Source organism: Myxococcus sp. AM010, assembly GCF_013372585.1.
In the GTDB taxonomy this organism is placed as follows: domain Bacteria; phylum Myxococcota; class Myxococcia; order Myxococcales; family Myxococcaceae; genus Myxococcus; species Myxococcus vastator.
This window is the reverse complement of the sequence record NZ_JABXEO010000098.1, coordinates 1-19109: the sequence shown is the minus strand read 5'-3', so window position 1 is coordinate 19109 and position 19109 is coordinate 1. Positions and strand designations below refer to the sequence as shown.

The window sequence follows — 19109 nt, the reverse complement described above, 5'->3', positions numbered from 1 at the left end:
TCCGCGAAGTAGTCAACATTGGTTTGCCATCCCACGTGTGCAGCCCCGCAGGAGGGAACGAGCATGAAGTACTACCAGTTGTCCGAGGACGACTTCCTCGACCATGGCATCACCTCCGGCCCGACGTTGCCAGACGAGAGCATCATGGCGGGAAAATGGGTTGAGGCGGACACCTTGCCCAGGCTGGTCTACGAAGTGGATACGCCTGATGACGAACCCTGCCAGCATTTCATGAGCGGCGGAGCTGTGCTCGCCAGTGAGCGCTTCATCCAGGTGCTGCGCGGCGCTGGCGTCAACAACTTCCAATGCTTCCCTGCCCTGCTCGTCAATCCAGAGACCCAGAAACAGCGCTCGGGGTACTTTCTATTCAACGTGCTCGGCCTGATAAAGGCCGCCGACATGCAGAAGTCTTCTTTCGAGACCTTGATGGAGGCAGACGCGGAAGGTGTTGATGTCTCGCTGGTGTCATTCAATAATATCGTATTGGATGGCACGAAGTCGCGTGGATTGCACATGTTCAGGCTGGCGGAGTCCCCCGCCGTGCTGGTTATTGACGAATCAGTAAAGACAGCCCTCAAGGGGAATCGCCCAGAAGAAGGCTGGGGGATTGTCTTTGAGGAACTTGATTCAGCGTGATTGTCTGAAGTGTGTTTGTCTGGCCCGGCTTCGCTCCATGTGTGGCGCTGGGCGGAGTGCCAGTGATTCGCAGCGCCAGTCTCACGAGGGCGCGAACCGCCCCTGGTGAGCCAATCAGCTCGTAATCGTTCCTGGGCCGTCCCGTCATTGCCCCGGAGAGGGCAGTGGCTGCCAGTTGGGAACCAACGTGTGGACGATTTCCCCGGAGGCCGGAATCATCAACTCCTCCCGGTGGAAATGGGCGGGGACGTAGCCGCTCAGAAGGAAGATGGTGGCGGGACCTGGAGGCACATTGCGGAAGCGCGTCGTCGGACCAGCCGCTTCGTACGCTGCCAACGGTGCGTCTTCCTCGCCGAAATGGATGAATCCCCGCTCTATAGCGAGGAGCTCAGCGGCGGCCTCGGTGGTCGGCGCGGGAATCCGCCCGGGATGCAAGGAGAGGTACATGCTCCTAATGCTGGGGTTGAGGAGGGTGACCGTCGCGCCTGTCGTCTGCTCGACGAAGTCAATCGCCAGCCGTCCGCCGTCGGGAACGTGGACGCGCTGGGGCGCGAACTGGGGTGCGGCGCCATCCGCAGCCGAGGCCGCGCTGGCTCTGACGGTGTAGAAGCCGGGCTCCAGGCCGGGATGTGCTGCTTTTCCATTCCGGGCGAGGAGCATGTCTGCCTGGTGGGCACCATCCCGCCAGAAATGGAGCGTCGCCTCGACAGGCGCTCCTCGATGGTCCCGTACCGTCACGTCGGCGGCAACGCCAGCCTCCAGTCGAATCAGCGGAGTCTCTCCGCCTGTCACGGTGCCGGAGTAGCGATGGTATCCCACGGCGTCGACGACGAGCTCCGAGGGCGCTTCACTCACATGCATCAACGCGAAGGTGCCATCGGGATTCGACACCACGCTGTCCTGCAAGGTCCTGTGTCCTACCGTGCCGGCCCTGAAATAGAGCGTCAGCTTCGCGCCCTCGATAGGCGCGGAGGTCGCGGCGTCCAGAAGCCGGCCCTGGACGGAGCGACCCGGGCTCATGTGGAGGTCACCCAGGTCCACGTCGCCTTCAAGAGGGACCTCCACCGTGAAGGCGCGCGGTGCCATCCCTGCTGCGTCAAAGGCCAGCGTCAATGTTCCGGAGGTCGTGGTCGACCACTCGAAAGCGCCGTCCTCGGAGCGGACCCAGGTGCCGTTCAGGCTGAACTCTGGGATGGGAGCTCCCTCTGCACTCAGGAGCGTTCCCCGAAGCCGTGAGTCTCGTTGCATGACGAGGCGGATGGGGTGCTCCCCCGGGCTCACGAGAAACGTGTCGTCCGGGTCCGTGGCTCCTCCCAGGGACTGCGCAGGGACGAAGGTGTGGTCCCGTTTCGTGACCTCGATTGCGTGGGGGGCGGAGGACAGATGCCGCAGGACGAACCGGCCATCCGCGCCCGTGCGAGCGCCGCCGGGCCCGCCGTGGTCGATGCTGCGTGCGGGCGGCTCCGTCTCCTCGACAGGCGCCGCCCGGTGCGCTCGGACAACCGCGCCCTCCAGCGGCTTGCCAGTCGCTGTCACCACGACGCCGGACACCGTCACGCCTCTGGGAAAGCGCAGCTCCACCTGAGATTGAGCTCCTTCACGCAGCTCGAGGTCCTGGGACACCATCCGCACGACACCCAGAATCTCCTTTCGAGCCCGCACCACGTAGTGTCCAGGCTGGACGGCCCCGAGCTGGAAGCGGCCTTGGGCATCTGAAGATGCGTGACGGCTGGCCAGGTCCTCCTCGTCGCGCTCGGAGATGTCGATAGCCGCCTCGGGCACGGGTGCGCCGTGTTCATCCGATACGGTGCCTCGCAGGGTCGGGCCTTGTCGCAACGAGAGGCGCAAATCTTTGCCGGGCGCGTACACCGGAACGGTTTCGGGGAGGAACCGCTCGTCACGGGCTTGGAGCTCCCACTCACCTGGGCGACATACCTTCAGCTCGAAATGGCCCGTCTCGTCAGTCGTCGCCTCATGACGATGGTGCGGCGCCGCGGGATTGCATTCGCGCTTCAATGTGAGCGCGACACCTGAGGCGGGCGACCCGTGGGCGTCGACCGCCACGCCGGTGAGGGTCATCGCGCGGAAGAGGGTGATGGTGGCCGAGGCTGTATTCGTCGTGGAGCGCAGGTTGACGTGGGTGTCCAGGTACCCCGGCGCAGACACCATGAAGTCATTCATGTCGGCGCTCAATGGGCCCAGACGGAAGCGGCCATCCAGGCGCGTCTTCACGTCTGGGTAGGAGCCGCCATGCCGCGTGATGAGGGCGGAGACACTGGCGCCTGGGACGGGCTGATGCGCCTCGTCTTGGACGATGCCTCCGAAATAAGGGGCGGGCCGCAGCTCCAGGATGGTCTCCGCGCCGATTCGTTCATTCAGGATGACTTGCTCATGCGCGCTCATTCCGTCATGCAAGGTCGACAGTTCGAGGACGCTCTTGGGGAGTCCCGAAAAATGAAACTCCCCCTTCGCATTGGTCGTGGCGAACTGATGAGCGATGTCATCGCGAGCATCCCTGAAGGTGAGCTGGACACTCGCTCCCGAGACGGGATTCCCCAGGGCGAGGACTCTGCCCATGAGTTTCAGGGGGCGGGTGAGGCGCACACCGTCCTCCGGCAGGATGTGGTCTTCATTCAAATGGATGAGGTCCGGCCGCCAGCCGTCCTGCGCCGCCAGGAGGACGTAGCGCCCGTACGGCAGCGGACCAATGCGGAACTTGCCCTTGGAATCCGCGACGCCGTCGAAGTAGCGGTCGGTTGCCACGGAAATCACGGTGAGGCGTGTGCCCGGCAGCGGTGCATCCGCTCCCGAGGCAATTCCTTCCAGGAGCAAGCCCGGGGACAGCACCAGCCGTAGGTCATCGTGTGTTCCCAGGAGGCCTTGCTTCATGGCCGCGCCGGCCTCGTTCAAGGCCCAGACAGACAGGAGGCCGTCGGGGAGTCCCTCCAGGACGAAGGTGCCGTCCCCCGTGGTTTCCGCTTCCGCGAGGACGGGGGCTTCCCCCATGCGGGATGAAATCCACTCGACCAGGAGTTCCCGCCCCATCCACGTGCAATCCGAGAAGAGCCGGACAGGCACCTCCCCGCGGCGCGGCTCCCAAGTTATCGGAGTTCCTTCAGGACATGGCAGTTCGGACACGGACGGCGGCTCCCTCGACACGGCGGAGACGCGCACGCCTGCGCGGGGCAAGCCTCGCTCATCCACCACGGTGCCACGAAGGCTCCGGCCCGAGCCAGGCCCGGGGAGGGTGTCCAGGCCCATCAGGCTCAGGTGGGCATCCCCCACGAAGCGGTTCGTGGCTCGCGAAGATACGGCGGCCCCCGCGCCACGGTCGACAGCCTTTGACGTGGAGTGTGCTTCCCATACGAGGAGCGCGATGACTCCAATGGCCAGAATCGTGAATGTCCCGCCACGTCGCATGCGCCGCTCCCTCGTCTCCGTCCTGTTCCGACGGTAGGGAGCCGCGGCGGGGCAATCCTCACGGAACCATCATGATTGGCTCAGCAGTGGCGCAGCGGAGGCGCGACAGCAGGACGCCGCGGTTCGCGTGGGAGTGCATGCGCGCGGCGGGGGGGGGCGGAGTCACTCCCGTAGCTCGCTGCTCGGAAATGTCGGGGGTTTTGGCGCCACAAAAGTCCCGACATTTCCGAACAGCGAGCTGCAGAGGTGCGCCCCGGCCTTCAAGGCGCCTCGTCTCATGGTGCAGCTCAAAAGGGCTGAGCGACGGCATCGCCGCAATGGGCGAACCCGCCGGCTGCATCACGCGGAAGAATGGCCGCCAGGGCGGACGGGGTGGCCTGATACAGCCCGGAGTGGGTCCGCAGCCGCCACTTGCGCGGCCCTTCATTTCTTCCGAGGCTTCGGGGCCGCGGGACGAGCCGGCGCGGCGGGGGGCTCCACGGTGCCCAGCGCGACGGGGCCCTCGCGGTACAGGGCGTTGACCTTGCCGCCGCGAAGCTCCAGGGCCGCGAGGTTCCGTCCGTACCCGGTGCTCAGCCCGGTGTCGATGAGCAGCGCCTTTCCGTTGAACCGCACCTTCACCTTGCCGTCGCGGTTCGTGGTGTGCCCCATGACCATGCGCCTGGCGCCATAACGCTTCAGCACCGCGTCCAGCGCGGACTCGGCGTCCCGCGGCTCGCCCAGCGCGTAGCCTCGGAACCACAAGGGTCCTTGGGAGTCCCGCGCGCCGCCGGGCGGATGGTCGGGGAAGAAGTCCTGGCGCACCCAGCGGTTGAGCTCGGCCAGGTTGCGGCCGGGAACGCCGGGCGCGACGCCGCCGTGCACGAAGAGCGTGTCGTTGATGCGCACCACGGCGGCGTGCTTGCGCAGCCACTGGCCGTAGCGGCCCTGGAGGCTGTACGCGACGCGGTGCCCGTTGAGGCCGGGCGGGGCGCCGACGCTGTCCTGCTCGGGGCTCAGGTCCGCGAACGACGCCATCTCCCCGGGGCTGACGTAGCGCACGTCGCCCAGCATGTTCATGGCCTCGTGGTTGCCGAGCAGGGCGTGGACCCGTCCGCCCGCGGCGAGCGCCTCCTGCTCCAGCCGCATGAGCAGCTCGAACGCCGCTCGCGTCTGGTCGCCCCGGTCCGGCACGTCGCCCGTCTGGACCAGGTGTGTCTTGCCGCCAATCCACCGGTCCTTCGCGTCGATGAGGCCGGCGAGCCGTAGCACCTCCTTCAGGGCGTCCACGTCGCCGTGGACGTCGCCCACGGCCACCACGCGCGCCACGCCGGTGAAGGTGTCGGGGACCGCGTCCTCCAGCCGAGGCGGCGTCGGGGCCTTGGGCGCGGGCGCCGCCGCCAGGAGCAGCGGGACGAGCACGAGCAGGGGGGGCGTGCGGAGCAGGGAGGGGGCCATGGGGATGTCCTCCGGTGAGAGGGCGCGCCTGGGCTGGCCGGCCCAGGCGCGCTGGAGGCCCTCAGCGTGTCACGCCCGAGCGGCCCGCGGTGCCTGAATCGCCTCCAGGCACCGCGGTCGCTCGTTCAGGCGACAGAGGGTTTAGCGGTGCTCCCACTTCTGGTTCGGGTTGCCCGTGCACTCGTAGATGATGAGCCGGGCGCCGTTGGCCGTGTTGTGGTTCACGATGTCTACGCACTTGTTGGCGAGCACGCTGACCAGGTCACCCGCGCCGCTCAGCACGAACTGCTGCGCCGGGTTGCCGCTGCAGTTGGCCAACTGGATGGCCGCGCCGTTGGCCGTGGAGGCCCAGGCCACGTCCATGCACTTGCCGCCCGCCTGCACGGTGCCGTTGACGAACGTCCACCGCTGCGCGTTCGTGCCATTGCAGTTCCACATCTGGAGCTGCACGCCGTCGGAGAAGTTGGAGTTGGGCACGTCGATGCACTTGCCGTTGAGGCGCGACACGAAGGCCCGTCCACCGCCTCCGCCACCGCCCGTCGTGCGGAGCGTCAGGCCGTAGGCGCCCAGGATGGGGTTGACGGGCTGGTAGAACGTCTGCGGGTTGCTGTCGGAGCAGGTGCCCGCCACGCCGGACGTCACGCCCTGGGCCTGGTTGCCGGAGATGACGGAGCCGCCGGAGTCACCGCCGGCCGCGCAGGCGTTCGTCCTGTGGAGGCCGTACACGGGCCCGACGGAGTAGTTGACGGTGATGTTCTTCGCCTGGAGCACGCCGCACCGCCAGCCGGTGGTGTAGCCGGAGCGGCAGATGGAGGCATTCACCGGCGCCTCCTGGGAGCCCGCCACGGTGACGTTGCCGCCGCTGTAGTTGTTGACCCACGGCTGCGGCGTCCACGAGCCATTGGTGGCCACCCAGCCGTAGTCGGCGCCGGGCCAGACGGAGCCACGGATGGTGCCCAGGGCCACGCCGTTGTGCCCCGTGGTGGGCGTGCCCGCGCCGCCGCAGTGACCGGCGGTGACGAAGCCCCCGTTGACGGGGAAGCCCACCGAACAGCGGTAGTTGCTGAAGTAGTACGGGTCACCGCCGCGCAAATCGTAGGCGGGCTCGGGGGCGTGGCTGGAGGCCACCACGCGGAGGCTGCCGTCCTTCAGGCCCGAGCTCCGCGCGATGAAGGCATCCGCGCGCAGCTTCGTCTGGCTGGAGGCGTCCACGTAGACGACGACGCTGTTCGTCGGCAGGTCGACGTACCAGGAGTGGATGGCGGGCGAGAGCGCCTGGACGTTCTGGTCCAGCTCCGCCTTCACCTGCTCCAGCCGCGCCAGGCTGCGCGCCACGCGCACGGTCCGCACGCCGGCGACCCGGGCCTTGGTGAGGCGGGACTCGTCGGTGACGCCGACGATGAGCTGGCCGCCCTCCGCGTCGAGCCAGGCGCCACCGAAGGCGTCGCCCAGGTGTTCACGCATCGTCTGCTCCAGCCCGGGCGCTTTCGCCTCGAAGGACAGGCGCTGGTGCACCTGCTGCTCGGTGAGGCCGAGGTCCCGGCGCATCGCGGAGACGATCTCCGGCGACACATCGTCAGAGGCCTCGGCGGCCATCGGCAGGCCCGTCAGGGTGGCAAGGCCAGCGAACATCGCCGCGGTGGAAAGCCAATCAGACATTCGATTCATGGAGGTAGATGGGGTGTTCCCGCGGCAGCGCGAACGCCAGGGCAGGGGACAGTGCCTGCGCGTGGGAGTGAGAGGGATTCCCTGGCGTGATGTGGAGTCCGCATGAGCATGCGGCATGCCAGCGGGCGTGCAAAGACTTCCAGGGCGAAGGAGGTGATGGCGTATGCCCCTCTCGCAATTTTCTGACGGACAGGTGGTGACAGCCGTCCTCGGCTGGTGACAGGAGTTACCACCTGTCCGTCAGGCGGAAGCGGTGGCCGGCCCCCAGTGGGTGGCCGGCCACCGGCTGGCCTCAGTTGCAGCAGTACCGGTGGGTGGGGCACACGCTGCCGTCGCTACAGACGAAGACGCAGTAGCTCTGGTTGTAGTCACAAATCATGTCCCGGCGGTTGCGGCAGGCCGAGTCATCTTCGACGCTACAAGGGATGATGAGCTCCTGGCTCGTCTCGCCGAGCGCGGCCTCCGCTTCCGGCGCTTGCACGCCGCCACAGCCCCACAGCCCACACGACAGCACCACCGCGAGTCCCGCGCTCCGCATCCAGGTTGGCATTGTTGTCTCCAGCGTTCGGTCCCGTCCATCGGGACGTGACCGCAGTCTAGTTCAGGAGGCACCGACGACACCGGTGACTCAAGCATCCGTCTGATAATGGACCAGAGTCACTGTCACCCCCACGTCATGGGCTGTCGGGTCATGCATGACTGAGAGGTGAGTCCGTCGCCGAGCCAGCCAACGCGACGCGTCTTCATTGATGCACTGAGATAGTTAATTTCCAGAATGAGCCGTCTAATTGGCGCGCGGGAAAAGTGAAGGCGGCGCGCTGTTTTGGCGTCTTGTGCTTGTGACAGGCGACGTGGGTTGATACCTTGAAGTTCCGAAATGCTGTTTATGCCGGGATGGCAGATTTATGATGGGTCTGTCATCCGAGGAGAGAGCAGCGTGCGACAGATTGAGGTCATCCGGCAGCTCGACCATCGGTTCCAGCATCAGGTGCCGTTTGGAGATTCGTCGAAAATCGTGTTGCGTGTCATCGAACGCTACAAGTTCGTCCTGGAGGTGTTGTCGCGCCAGGACGCGCGGCTGCGGGCGCTGACGGAGCGCGTCGAGGCGCTGGACACCGCGTCCGTGAATGTCTTGTTCGGTGATCTGCTCGTGCGCGCCGCGCTGGAGACGGCCATCAGCAAGCTGGAGACGACGGGGCCGGTGGGGGCGGTGCGTGACACCTTCCCGGCGCTGCTCGGCGAGGCGCTGGATTCGCTGGAGGAGGGCCGCGGCGTGTCCGTCGCACGCAAGGCGATGGGGCGTGACTTCGCGGTGGGACCTTCGGGCCGCACGTGGGTCTGGGACCTCCCGGAGACGCCGTCGCGGGTCGGGGACCTGCTGCGCGACAGCATCCGCACCGGGTTCATGCCCGGGGCCCAGAGCAGCGTCGAAATCATCCGTCCGACGCCGCGCATGGTGGAAGGCCTGGAGCGGGCCTGTGAGTTGCTACGGCGGCTGGTGCCGGAGATGGCGCAGAGCGTCTTCCTGCACCTGCACTGCATCGCCGTGGCGAACATCCGGGGCCCACGCGGCCGGATGCTCACCGGCTCCGGGGGCGACGGCACGCCGTGCATGATTTTCATCGACCCGGACGAGCTGGAGAACCCGTGGGACACGGCGGGCCACATCCTGCATGAGGCCATCCACCTCAAGCTCTCCGACCTGATTCGCACGGGCGCCATCGTGACGGATGACGACCCGGTGGAGCTGCCCTGGGGACGGCGGACGGCCCTGTCCAACAGCGTCTTCGCCTACCACGCGTACGCGCACATGCAGGTGTTCCGCGAGGCGGTGACGCACCTGGGGCCAGACTGCTACGCGGAGTTCGGCGCGCCCCGTGACTACGACGCTCCGGCCCACGCGATGTCGGTGGTGAAGAACGACGTCAAGCCCTACTCCCGGGCCGAGGAGCGGCTGGCGTACCTGCACTCGCAGCTCTCCGGCCCGCTGTCGCCCCGGGTGACGCCCTACGGGCGCGAGCTCGTCGCGTGGCTCTGGGACACGGTGCGTCCCCTGGTGGACGGCGTCACTGGCGACGACGTCGCGCCGCGCGCCGCGGCCTCCACGCCAGCGCCGCCCCGCGCCAGCCGGGCGCCGTCGTCGGTGCGCTACCGGCAGGGGCGCGACCTCTCGCTGCGCCGCTCCCCGGCCTCGGAGGTCCTGTTCGCGCTGGACCCGGCGTCGCGGAAGATCGTCACCCTGAACCTGTCGGCCTGGCTCGCCTTCGAGCTGTGCGACGGCAAGACGGAGGAGGAGGTGCTCTCCTCGTACACCTCGTCGCTGGGGCTGGGGGCCGAGCGCGCCTGGGCGCAGCTGGCGCCCACGCTCAGGGGCCTGGAGTCCAGCGGGATGATTGAGCAGGTCGCCGAGGGAGGTGCGCCGTGACGAACGTCCTGGGCGTCGTCCAGGCGGCGGACCGGGCGTTGTCGAGCCACCCTTCGTTCGGGGACTCGCCGCGCATCCTGGCGAAGGTGCTGACCCGCTATCGCTTCGGCGTGGAGCTCTTCGCGGAGCGGCTGCCCGCCCTGTCGCGCGCGGTGGCCGCGGTGGAGGCGCTCAGTGACGCCGAGGCGCGCCGCGTCTTCTTCGACCCGCTCGTGCGCCTGACGCTGGAGCAGGCCTTCTCCGACCTGGAGGCAGGGCGGCTGACGTCGCCCCACCCGGTGGAGGAGATGCTGCCGGGGGCGCTGGAGGCGCTGCCGCTGGGCCTGTGCGAGTCGCGCATGCCGTCGCGCTGGCAGGTGGGCTCGGCGGTTCCCAAGTGGCTGTGGGACGTGGCCCAGCCCACGGATGCGTACTCGCGGGCGCTGCATGCGGCGTTCGACGGTGTCTTCGGCGCGAAATCCAAGAGCGGCGGGACGCTCCTGAGTCCGCAGGCCAAGGCGCAGCGGACGCTCGATGACGCCATCGAGCTGCTCTCCCTGCTGCTGCCGCACTCGGGCGCGAGCGCCCTGACGCACGTCGAGGCCATCGCGCTGCTCAGCGCGAAGCTCGAAGGCGGCACCGTCCTGTCCGCCGCGGGGGGCGATTTGACGCCTTCCACCATCTTCCTGGCGTTGGAGGAGCTCGGGAACCCCTGGGACATCGCCGGGTGTCTGCTGCACGAGGGGCTTCACATGAAGCTCTTCGATGCGACGCGCTCGGTGGCGCTCATCGCGAAGCCGGAGGAGACGGTCCAGGTCCCCTGGCGTGACATCCGGTGGACGAGCGTGCGCGCGGTGTTCTCCTATCACGTGTACGTCCACCTGGCGCTCTTCAAGGCGGCCGCGCTCACGGCGGACCGCGCCCTGACGGAGCGCTTCGGAGACCCGTCGTCGTACGTCTCGCGTCCGCACGCGACGTCGGTGGTGAACAACGACGGCGCTTCGCCCTATGGCCGCTCGGTGGACCGGGCCCGCTTCCTGGGAGAGATGTTGCTGACGGAGTGGGCGCACCTGCTCACGCCTCAGGGACGCGACTTCGTCCGGTGGCAGCGCGAGTCCCTGGCGCCCGTGGACCGCGCGCTCTTCCTCCAGGACGCCAGACCCCAAGCCCCTGAGCCGGCGCGGGCCGCGTACCGCAAGGTGGACGGGCTGCGGGTCCGCCCGTCGAAGCAGGGCGAGTGCTTGATGGTGTTCTCACCGGCCGCGCCGCGCATTCACTGGCTCGACCTGAATGCGTGGCTGATTTTCGAGCTCAGTGACGGCAGGACGTACTCCGACATGGAGCGGGCCTACCTCGAGGTCGTCGGCGCGAGAGTGGCCCCGGACGAAGCGCGCCGGCAGTTGCGTTCGGGGCTCGAATCACTAGTACGCAGTACCCTCATAGAGCCAACACGGCAGCAAGGAGACGTGGCATGAACAACGGATCGCAGTGGCTGGAGACCGTGAAGAACCTGGTGGCCGAGAAGGACCTGCTCCAGGAGCCGAGCGTGACGTGTGGGTCCAGCGCGGAGCGCCAGTGGTGGCCGCCCTACATCGTCAACGACACGTCCAAGAAGGAGGACTGACCCTCCGTAGGGTCAGTCTGAAGTCCTGAGGGTCTGCCCGCCGTGTCCGCGCTCCCATCGAGCCGGATGCGGCGGGCGCTGTGCCGTATCCCCATGCCGCCAAGGACAGCGAGCGAATGGACACCTATGACATCGTGGTGGCGGGCAACGGCGCGCTGGGCCTGGCGACCGCGCGCGCCTTGACGCAGGTGGACCCCCGGCTGCGCATCGCCGTGGTCGGCCCTGTCAGCCGCCCCGCAGGCGCCTCTCCCGCCGCTGGGGCGATGCTGGGTTGCTACGGCGAAGTGACGGCGCCCTTGCTGCGCACCGCGCCGGGCCGCGCGAAGCATGCCAAGGGCGTGCTCGCCGCGCGCCTCTGGCCTTCGTGGCTGGAGCAGCTCAATGGCGAGCTGCCCGAGGACGCGCACGTCCAGGTCCGCCCTGGCACCATCGTCTTCAGCAACGCCAAGTCCGGGACGATTGAGGACGAGAACTTCATTGCCATCCAGCAGGCGGTGAAGGACGAGGACGAGCCCCACGAACTGCTGGACCCCAACCAGGTGCCGGGCCTGAACCCCGCGGAGGACTGCCGGCCCAAGCAGGCGCTGTTCCTGCCCCGCGAGGGCTCGGTGGATGCGAGCCGCCTGCTGCGGGCGCTCACCTTGTCCCTGGAGCAGTCGCCGCGGGTGTCCGTCGTGGATGGCGCGGTCAAGACGCTGGACATCCAGGGGGGCCGCGTGACGGGCGTGCGGCTGGAGGATGGCCGCGCGCTGAGCGCCGCGCAGGTGGTGCTCGCCATGGGCGTGGGGACGCAGGCGGTGCTCGACGAGCTGCCGGAGCTGGCGCGGCGCATCCCCCGCATCTTCAGCGGCGGCGGGACGTCCCTGCTGCTCCAGGTGCCCCGGACGTCGCTCCAGCACGTGGTGCGCACGCCGAACCGGGCCTTCGCCTGTGGCCTTCATGGCATGCCCCGCGGAGACGGCCAGCTCTACTTCGGCGCGACGAACATCCTGATGGCGCGGCCGATGCTGCGCACCACGCCGGCCGACATGTACTTCCTGCTGGAGTGCGTCCTGGAGCAGATTGACCAGGACCTCTGCGGCGCGCAGCTCGTCGCCTGGCAGGCGGGGAACCGGCCCGTCACCGTGGACACGTGCCCGCTCATCGGGCCGACGTCCGTGGAGGGACTGTGGCTGCTCACGGGCACGTACCGCGACGGGCTGTTCCTCTCCCCGCTGCTGGGGCAGCACATGGCGCGGCGGGTGTGCGGGCAGAGCGGCCTGGTGGCCGAGGACTTCCCTCCGGAGCGCAAGCCCATCTCCCTCTACACGCTGAAGGAGGCGCGCGCGGAGGCGCTCAAGCACTACCTGGCCATGGGGTGGGAGCACGGCATCCGGCTGCCCAAGGTGGGCTGGCACCGCGCCTTCCCGCGCTTCTACCAGCAGATGCTGGACTCGCTCTACGACGCGCTGGGGGAGGAGGAGTTCGTCATGCCTCCGGAGCTCCTGGCCATCGTCGACAGCAATCGCGCGGCCATGGTGCCCTTCTTCCGCAACTACTACGCGGAGGTCCGCAAGGCCTGGGCATGAGGCGGGCCCAGGCCCGGGGCGCTCAGCGGCTCTCCGCCACCGTCCGGTTCTGTCGGGCCGTCACGGCCTCGAGCACCGTCGCCGGAGGGACGACGCCCTCGCGCCCGAGCAGCACCGCGGTGGACTCGCCCTCCGCCACCACCTTCCCCCGCGAGAGGAACTGGTGGGTGGCATAGAAGTACTTCTCGTCCCAGCGGGTAATCGACATGGACACCGTGTACTTCTGGAACGGGCGAAGCGGCTTTTTGTAGTCCATGGTGTGGCGCACGATGATGGGCGCCCACTTCTGCTTGAGCATGAGGGCCAGCAGGCCCGTGCGGATGAACAGGTCGACCCGGCTCAAGTCACAGACGGTGAGGAACCGTCCGTTGTTCATGTGCAGGTTCAGGTCCAGGTCATTGGGCAGGACGCGCTGCTCCAGCGTGCTCGTCAGCGCGTCCACGCGCATCTCCGGCTTCCAGAGCGAGGAGAGCATGACCCACAACATCCTGAGATAGAGATTCATGTGCTTCGGACGGCTCCTGCAGGAAGAACGAGATGAGCCGGGCCGGCGGGTAGTACCCCAGCCCGGAGGAACGCTGATACATGAAACCCAGGTGCCCGCCATGCGGCGTCAGCTCCAGCCGCACGTGCTCCCGCAGCGCGCGCGCGTCGGGGAGCGTGTCCCGGGCGACGAGCGGGTCGTCCTCGGCGTTGAGGATGAGGAAGGGGACCTCGATGCCCGACAGGAACTGCTGGCTGCTGCACCGCGCGTAGTAGTCATGCGCGTCCTTGAAGCCGTGGAGGGGCGCGGTGAAGACCTCGTCGAAGGCCTGGATGCTGCGCATCCCGCTCAGCGTCCCAACGCGTGAGGCGAACTCCGGCAGGTGGGCCTTGAGCCGCGCGACGCGCTTGTACGAGTTCAACACGCGGAGCTGGTAGAGCTGGTTGATGCCCTCGCAGGCCCGCCGGGCCGTGCTGGCCAAGGAGAACGTCAGGGACACGGCCGCCGCGGCGGACAGGTGGCTGGCGTGGCCCGTCTCCGCCAGGTAGCGAATCAACATGCTGCCGCCCAGGGAGAAGCCCACGCCATGGAGCGGCGTGTGGGGCTCCTGCTCACGGATGAAGCCCACCAGCCAGGCCAGGTGGTCGGTGAAGCCCGCGTGATAGAAGGGGGCCCGCCGGTTGGGCACGGCGCCGCCCCGGTGGCACAACACCGCCGCGCGCAGGCCGCGCAGGGACAGCTCCGACAGCAGGCTGCGGACGTAGGTGGACTCCTGCGTGCCCTGCATGCCGGGCAGCAGGATGAACAAGGGCCCTGGCCTCGTCCGGTTCAGCCAGTACACGTCCACGAAGTCACCGTCCGCCAGCTCGTGGCGGAGGTGCTCGGTGAGCACGGCGTGACGGCGCCGGTCCAGGTGCGGGACGACGGTCTGCACATGGGAGAAGCGCAGCCACCAGGGGACGTGGAAGGCGTTCGCGGGCTCAGCCATGGACGGTCCGCGCGGGGGCCTCTTCGGGCAGCGGCATGCCCACCTCGGCCATGACGGCCAGGTCCTTCTCCGTCAGCGCACGGGTGCGCCGCCGCACGATGTCCGCCCCCAGCACCAGGTTGAAGTTGGACACGCCGCCATAGCGGTGGTGCAGGAAGTGGTTGCGGTAGACAGCGCGCATGTAGCGGGTCCGCAGCAGCCACGCCAGCCACCGGGGCGCGGTGCGCTGTCCTTCCTCGAAGGGCAGGTGCAGGTACGGGTGGACGAAGTGGCTCATGAAGGGCGGCAGCAGCAGCGTCACGCAGCCGGCCAGGAAGGCAATGGGCTTGAGCGTGAAGTAGAACACCGGGAAGAAGATGACCAGCGGGGCCACGAAGACGAAGGCGCCCTCGCCGTGCAGCCGGGTGGCGAAGGCGCCGTTGATGATGGTCCGGCCGTGCTTGCCCCGCTGGAGCAGCTCCTCGGTGAGCTTCTGCTTCTCCTCCTCGCTCCGGAACTGCGTCACATGGCTGCTCCGGAAGGTCCTCACGTGGTGAATGGTGTGGTGGGAGAAGTGCGTGTTGATCATCGGCCGGAACAGCCGCGGCGCGCGGTTCCAGAAGCGCACCGCCTTCGGGCGCGCGTCGGACACGTACTCGTGCATGAAGGACTCGACGTATGAGGAGATGACGTACCCCAGCGCGAGTCCAAGGAGGACATGGACGTAATCAGGCATGTTCAGCGTTCCTCGCCGGGGAAGGTCAGCAGTCGGCCCAGCTGACCTGGCGGCTCGATGGAGGGCGGGGCGGCCAGCGGTGTCCTGGCCTGGCCCGCGTGGACAGGGGGGAAGCCCGTCATCCTGCCGGTGGCCTCGTCGTACACCTTGAGGCGGAAGGCGAGCACCGACTCGCGCAGGCCAAGCCGCACGCCCTCTTCGACCAGGCCGTGCTGCTCCATGTAGCCGCGCAGCAGGTAGTTGGGGAGCTGGGGCTTCAGGTGATGGACGTGGTGCAGGTTGATGGCGCCGAAGAGCCACTCGAAGGCGCGTGGCAGCACCAGGTGACTGCTGCCCTGGAGCGCCGAGCCCTTCAGGGACCACCGCGCCCGGGGAACCCAATAGGGCCGCTCCACCTGGTGCTGCACGAAGAAGAGCCAGATGCCCAGGCCCGCGGCCACCTGGGTGATGATGAGGTGCACCCCCAGCCACCGGGGCCAGTCACCCAGCGCGAGGAACGCGAGGTGGACGGCCACCAGCGCCAGGTTCGTCACCAGGATGGAGCGGCGCTCGGGCCCGCGCTCCTTGGGGACGATGCCCGGCATGCGGAAGCGCAGCAGGAACTGGAAGATGGGCCCCACGCCCAGGAGGATGGCGGGGTGCCGGTACAGCCGGTAGCGCAGGCGCTGGGCGGGCTTGAGCGCCAGGTACTCCTGGGTCGTCATCGTCACGATGTCGCCCACGCCGCGCCGGTCCAGGTCGCCGCTGGTGCCGTGGTGGACCAGGTGCATGGCCCGCCAGTACGCGTGCGGCGCCAGCGTCAGCATGCCCAGCACCACGCCCACCCGGTCATTCGTCACCGGACGCTGGAACAGCGAGCGGTGGGCACAGTCGTGCTGGAGGATGAAGACCCGGACCAGCACGACGCCCGCGAGCACCGCCAGCGCCACGCCGCCCGCCAGGGATTGGGCGAGGACGACATAGCTGGCCCCCGCGAGCAGGACATAGGCGCCCACGCATCCCACGAGCTGGACCCCGCTCCGCCAGGGGCTGGGCCGCCAGGCCTGGCTGGCGGAGACGGACGTTGTGTCTGAAGTGGAATCAGGTGCCATGACTGTCACGAGGCAGCGCCCCTCCCCCAGGTGCGACTCTTTCGGAGATTTCGGACATAACGTGCGTTGATTCTGGAATCAAGAATCTCCGGGAGCATGCCTACTTGACGTCAGGAGCCGCCTTGAGGAGGGGCGTCAGGTCTGGCAACCGGCAGAGGACCTGATGGGTGACACGGCTTCGCGTGGCATGCGCGGAGTACGAGCAAACATAGAATGGGAGCGACATGCACACGTCATTGCGCCAAGGGACTGTGTCTCCTCCTCTCTTCGTGGGGCGTGCGCACGAGCTCCGGCGTCTGGGGGAGATGCTGCGGCGGGTGCGGACGAGTGTCGTCTATGGCCTGCCGGGGGCAGGGAAGTCCGCGCTGGCCGCCGCGGTGGCGGCGCGGCACCCGGGGACGGTGGTCCACCGGCGCCTGCGTCCAGGCGACTCGCTGGGCACGGTGGTGGACGACCTGCGGCGGCTGCTGCGGGATGCCCCCGTGCAGCAGGCGCTGTCGGATGAAGCCCGCCTCGATGACCTGGCACGGCAGGCCGACGCGAGCGAGGCGCTGTGCGTGGTCGACGACCTCCAGGTGCTGCGGCCCGAGGAGCGCGCCGCGCTGCTGGAGGAGCTCGGCGGGCGGCTGACGCGGGGGGCGCTGTTGGCCACGTCGCGCGAGGCCGTTCCCCGGCGCGCCACCAGCCCGGACCGCTTCGAGCTGCGGCTGGATGGCCTGACAGAGGCGGCGGCGCGCACGCTCTGGCGTCAGCTCGACGCGCTGTATGGCGCGCATGAGGGGTTCGAGCACGCCTGGCGCCGCTCCCGGGGGCTGCCGTTCCACCTGCGGCGGGCCCACGCGGGTGACGTGGAGGGAGAGGAGCCGGTGCTCAAGGCGCTGCTTCAGTTGAGCGCGGATGAGCGGCGGCTCGCCTCCGTGCTGGCGCTGAGCGAGGCGCCCCTGTCTGCGGAGGTCCTGTCGGGCCTCTTCCCGGGAGGGCACCACGGCGAGCTGCTGCGGCGGCTGGGGGCCAGGCTGCTGGTGGAGCTGGACGCCCGCGGACGCCACGGCATGCACGACCTGGTGCGGGACGCCCTGGTGTCGCTGCTCGACACGGAGGAGGTGCGCGCCGCGCACGTGGCCCTGCTGGAGCTGCTGCCGCGCGAGGAGGTGCCCGTGGTGGTCCGGGTCCGCGCGATGAGCCGTCACCTCCAGGCCCTGGGGAGGCCCGCGGAGCGCGTGGCCTTCATCGTGGCCAGCGCGGAGCTGCTGGTGCGCCATGGGGCGGCGGGGGAGCTGCTGGCGTGGCTGGATGCGCTCCCCGGCGACGCGCTGACCCTGGACGCGCGGCTGGCGCGGGGAAGGGCCCTGGTGCGGCTGCTGGAGGTCCGCCGTGCCTACCCGGAGCTGCTCGCGCTCCAGGCCTCGTTGGAGGCGCAGGGGGCGGACGCGGGCCTGCGCGAGGGGGGGGGCGCGGTGCTGGTGCGGGCGGCCCTCTTCGCCCTGGAGCTGGACGCGTGTGAGCGGACGTTGGAGGCCATGCCCGCCCCCGGCGGCGCGGAGGTGTTCTTCCAGCAATTGCTGGCGTGGGCGGCGTTGCGCTACTTCCAGGGCCGCATCGACGAGGCGCTGGAGCTGTTGGACGGCGCCGCCGCGGCCTCGGACGACCGGCGGGCGCGGGGATGGTGCGCCTACTCACGCGCGTTGATGCTCTGGCTCGACGGGCGGGACAGCGAGCTGGCCGAGCCGGTGGAGCGCGGCATCGTCCTGCTGGAGGACGCGCGCGCCGACTCGCGGGGGGCGCTGGTGACGGCCATGTCCGCGGGCATCTTCAGCCGGCTGGGCCGCTTCGCCGAGGCCGAGTCGGCGCTCACGGAGGCCTGGGCGCGCATGGAGGAACTGGGCGCTCCCAGGCTGGCGCTGGAGCTGGACTGCATCGCCGCGTGGGTGCTGGCGGAGCGGGGGCATCGCCGGGACGCGCTCGTGGCGCTGCGCAAGGTGGAGGCCCGCGCGGAGCGGGGGGGCTACCTGTTCATCGCCCTGCTGTGCCGGGCTGGCGCGGGCCGCGTGTTGCTGGAGCTGGGCCGGTGCGCCGAGGCCAGGGCGCTGCTGGAGGTGCTGGAGGGAGACATTCGCCGCCTGCGGGTGCTGGGCATGTCGCGGGCCGTGGCGTCGGCCCGGCGCATGGATGTGCTGACGGTGGAGTCGTGGCCCACCCGGGTGGAGCCGCGCGAGGTGCGGCCAGGGGTCGCGGCCCGGCAGCGGGCGCTGGTGGCCCTGGAGGCCGCGCGGCGCGGCGACGAGGTGCTGGCGCTGGGCCTGCTCGTGTCGATGGAGTCGCTGGTGGAGGGGACGGACTTCGCGCTGGAGCGCGCGCTGGGCCACCTGGCGCGCGCGTGTCTCCACCGGCTGCACGGGCGTGAGGTGGAGGCTCGCGACGCGCTGGCGTCCGCCAGCCGGAGCGCCGCGGAGGGTGGGGTGGACCCGGAGGTGGTCCCCACGCTGGCGAGCCACGTCTTCACGGACCGGGCGGCGCTCCGCGCCAGCGCGCCCGTGGACGACGGCGGGCCCTCCGGAGCGGCTGGCGTGGTGGTGCTGGATGCGCGGCGCCACGAGCTCCGGGGGGCGGGGCGGACCGTGTCCCTGGCGCGGCGGGTGCTTCCGCGCAGGCTGCTGTATGCGCTGGCAAGTCAGCCGGGCCGCGCCGTGTCGAAAGAGGACTGCGTCCGGGCGATGTGGGACGCGGACTACGACCCGCGGCTCCACGACAACGCGCTGCGCGTCCACGTCAGCCACGCGCGGGGCCTGCTGGAGGGAATGGAGGCCCGCATCGTGTTCGAGCCGCCTGGCTACCGGCTGGAGACCGCCGAGGGTTTTGTCTTCGTGACGGTTTAGCGCGATTTAATCCGGCTTAACTCGCCCGGGCGCCGCGGCCTCGCGACAATCTCAATCATCGCATGGGGGGGGCTGCCTGTGTTTGACGGCGGCGTGCGATGCGACCAGTCAAACCAGAGATGGGAGAACTCACATGAAGTCGACGTTGATGAAGCTGTTTGTCGTTGCGGCGGCGGTCGTGGCGGTGGGGTGTGGGGG

General features: G+C 69.0%; 14 protein-coding genes. 6 read left to right on the top strand and 8 right to left on the bottom strand.

Features of this window, described 5'->3' with window-relative positions; all coding sequences use genetic code 11:
- The first annotated feature begins 63 nt into the window (after window positions 1-63).
- Complete coding sequence (locus HV826_RS31340; protein WP_176420731.1) at window positions 64-636, top strand: imm11 family protein; 573 nt, start codon at window positions 64-66, stop codon at window positions 634-636.
- Window positions 637-780: 144 nt separating this feature from the next.
- Here HV826_RS31340 and HV826_RS31335 read toward each other — a convergent pair whose 3' ends face one another.
- The 4 genes from HV826_RS31335 to HV826_RS31320 all read right to left on the bottom strand — a co-directional run bounded on the left by HV826_RS31335 (window position 781) and on the right by HV826_RS31320 (window position 7711).
- Window positions 781-3642, bottom strand: coding sequence for a carboxypeptidase-like regulatory domain-containing protein (locus HV826_RS31335; RefSeq protein ID WP_255217511.1), 2862 nt, complete (start codon window positions 3640-3642; stop codon window positions 781-783).
- A gap of 837 nt (window positions 3643-4479) precedes the next feature.
- Window positions 4480-5493 (bottom strand): metallophosphoesterase, encoded by a 1014-nt coding sequence (locus HV826_RS31330; protein WP_176420729.1) that lies wholly within the window; start codon window positions 5491-5493, stop codon window positions 4480-4482.
- Window positions 5494-5634: 141 nt separating this feature from the next.
- Window positions 5635-7152 carry a ricin-type beta-trefoil lectin domain protein gene (locus HV826_RS31325; protein ID WP_255208160.1) on the bottom strand — a complete coding sequence of 506 codons (1518 nt, stop codon included), beginning with the start codon at window positions 7150-7152 and terminating at the stop codon, window positions 5635-5637.
- A gap of 301 nt (window positions 7153-7453) precedes the next feature.
- Window positions 7454-7711 carry a hypothetical protein gene (locus tag HV826_RS31320; protein ID WP_176420728.1) on the bottom strand — a complete coding sequence of 86 codons (258 nt, stop codon included), beginning with the start codon at window positions 7709-7711 and terminating at the stop codon, window positions 7454-7456.
- A gap of 387 nt (window positions 7712-8098) precedes the next feature.
- Here HV826_RS31320 and HV826_RS31315 point away from each other — a divergent pair, with 387 nt between their 5' ends.
- The 4 genes from HV826_RS31315 to HV826_RS31300 all read left to right on the top strand — a co-directional run bounded on the left by HV826_RS31315 (window position 8099) and on the right by HV826_RS31300 (window position 12757).
- Complete coding sequence (locus HV826_RS31315) at window positions 8099-9586, top strand: aKG-HExxH-type peptide beta-hydroxylase (RefSeq protein ID WP_368671033.1); 1488 nt, start codon at window positions 8099-8101, stop codon at window positions 9584-9586.
- Complete coding sequence (locus HV826_RS31310) at window positions 9583-11040, top strand: aKG-HExxH-type peptide beta-hydroxylase (RefSeq protein WP_176420727.1); 1458 nt, start codon at window positions 9583-9585, stop codon at window positions 11038-11040. The genes HV826_RS31315 and HV826_RS31310 overlap by 4 nt, the downstream gene beginning before the upstream one ends.
- Window positions 11037-11189 carry a hypothetical protein gene (locus HV826_RS31305; protein ID WP_176410444.1) on the top strand — a complete coding sequence of 51 codons (153 nt, stop codon included), beginning with the start codon at window positions 11037-11039 and terminating at the stop codon, window positions 11187-11189. The genes HV826_RS31310 and HV826_RS31305 overlap by 4 nt, the downstream gene beginning before the upstream one ends.
- A gap of 116 nt (window positions 11190-11305) precedes the next feature.
- A complete protein-coding gene (locus HV826_RS31300) occupies window positions 11306-12757 on the top strand; it encodes an FAD-binding oxidoreductase (RefSeq protein WP_176420726.1) in 1452 nt (483 codons plus the stop codon).
- A gap of 22 nt (window positions 12758-12779) precedes the next feature.
- On the opposite strand, the gene HV826_RS31295 is transcribed toward HV826_RS31300, so the two are convergent.
- The 4 genes from HV826_RS31295 to HV826_RS31280 are packed head-to-tail and all read right to left on the bottom strand — an operon-like array spanning window position 12780 to window position 15939.
- Window positions 12780-13232, bottom strand: coding sequence for an acyl-CoA thioesterase (locus HV826_RS31295; RefSeq protein WP_255208159.1), 453 nt, complete (start codon window positions 13230-13232; stop codon window positions 12780-12782).
- A complete protein-coding gene (locus tag HV826_RS31290) occupies window positions 13153-14229 on the bottom strand; it encodes a YheT family hydrolase (protein ID WP_176420725.1) in 1077 nt (358 codons plus the stop codon). Before HV826_RS31290 ends, HV826_RS31295 begins: the two co-directional genes overlap by 80 nt.
- Window positions 14222-14944 carry a hypothetical protein gene (locus tag HV826_RS31285; protein ID WP_176420724.1) on the bottom strand — a complete coding sequence of 241 codons (723 nt, stop codon included), beginning with the start codon at window positions 14942-14944 and terminating at the stop codon, window positions 14222-14224. Before HV826_RS31285 ends, HV826_RS31290 begins: the two co-directional genes overlap by 8 nt.
- A gap of 2 nt (window positions 14945-14946) precedes the next feature.
- On the bottom strand, window positions 14947-15939 hold the full coding sequence (locus HV826_RS31280; RefSeq protein ID WP_368671032.1) for a fatty acid desaturase: 993 nt from the start codon (window positions 15937-15939) through the stop codon (window positions 14947-14949).
- A 413-nt stretch (window positions 15940-16352) separates the two neighbouring features.
- Here HV826_RS31280 and HV826_RS38170 point away from each other — a divergent pair, with 413 nt between their 5' ends.
- A complete protein-coding gene (locus tag HV826_RS38170; RefSeq protein WP_176420722.1) occupies window positions 16353-18911 on the top strand; it encodes a winged helix-turn-helix domain-containing protein in 2559 nt (852 codons plus the stop codon).
- Window positions 18912-19109 lie beyond the last annotated feature (198 nt).

What these genes read in the sequence shown, in the direction of transcription:
- HV826_RS31340 (WP_176420731.1), top strand. Translation starts at nt 64, where the DNA reads ATGAAGTACTACCAGTTGTCCGAGGACGACTTCCTCGACCATGGCATC.
- HV826_RS31335 (WP_255217511.1), bottom strand. Translation starts at nt 3,642, where the DNA reads ATGGGGGAAGCCCCCGTCCTCGCGGAAGCGGAAACCACGGGGGACGGC.
- HV826_RS31330 (WP_176420729.1), bottom strand. Translation starts at nt 5,493, where the DNA reads ATGGCCCCCTCCCTGCTCCGCACGCCCCCCCTGCTCGTGCTCGTCCCG.
- HV826_RS31325 (WP_255208160.1), bottom strand. Translation starts at nt 7,152, where the DNA reads ATGTCTGATTGGCTTTCCACCGCGGCGATGTTCGCTGGCCTTGCCACC.
- HV826_RS31320 (WP_176420728.1), bottom strand. Translation starts at nt 7,711, where the DNA reads ATGCCAACCTGGATGCGGAGCGCGGGACTCGCGGTGGTGCTGTCGTGT.
- HV826_RS31305 (WP_176410444.1), top strand. Translation starts at nt 11,037, where the DNA reads ATGAACAACGGATCGCAGTGGCTGGAGACCGTGAAGAACCTGGTGGCC.
- HV826_RS31300 (WP_176420726.1), top strand. Translation starts at nt 11,306, where the DNA reads ATGGACACCTATGACATCGTGGTGGCGGGCAACGGCGCGCTGGGCCTG.
- HV826_RS31295 (WP_255208159.1), bottom strand. Translation starts at nt 13,232, where the DNA reads ATGCTCTCCTCGCTCTGGAAGCCGGAGATGCGCGTGGACGCGCTGACG.
- HV826_RS31290 (WP_176420725.1), bottom strand. Translation starts at nt 14,229, where the DNA reads ATGGCTGAGCCCGCGAACGCCTTCCACGTCCCCTGGTGGCTGCGCTTC.
- HV826_RS31285 (WP_176420724.1), bottom strand. Translation starts at nt 14,944, where the DNA reads ATGCCTGATTACGTCCATGTCCTCCTTGGACTCGCGCTGGGGTACGTC.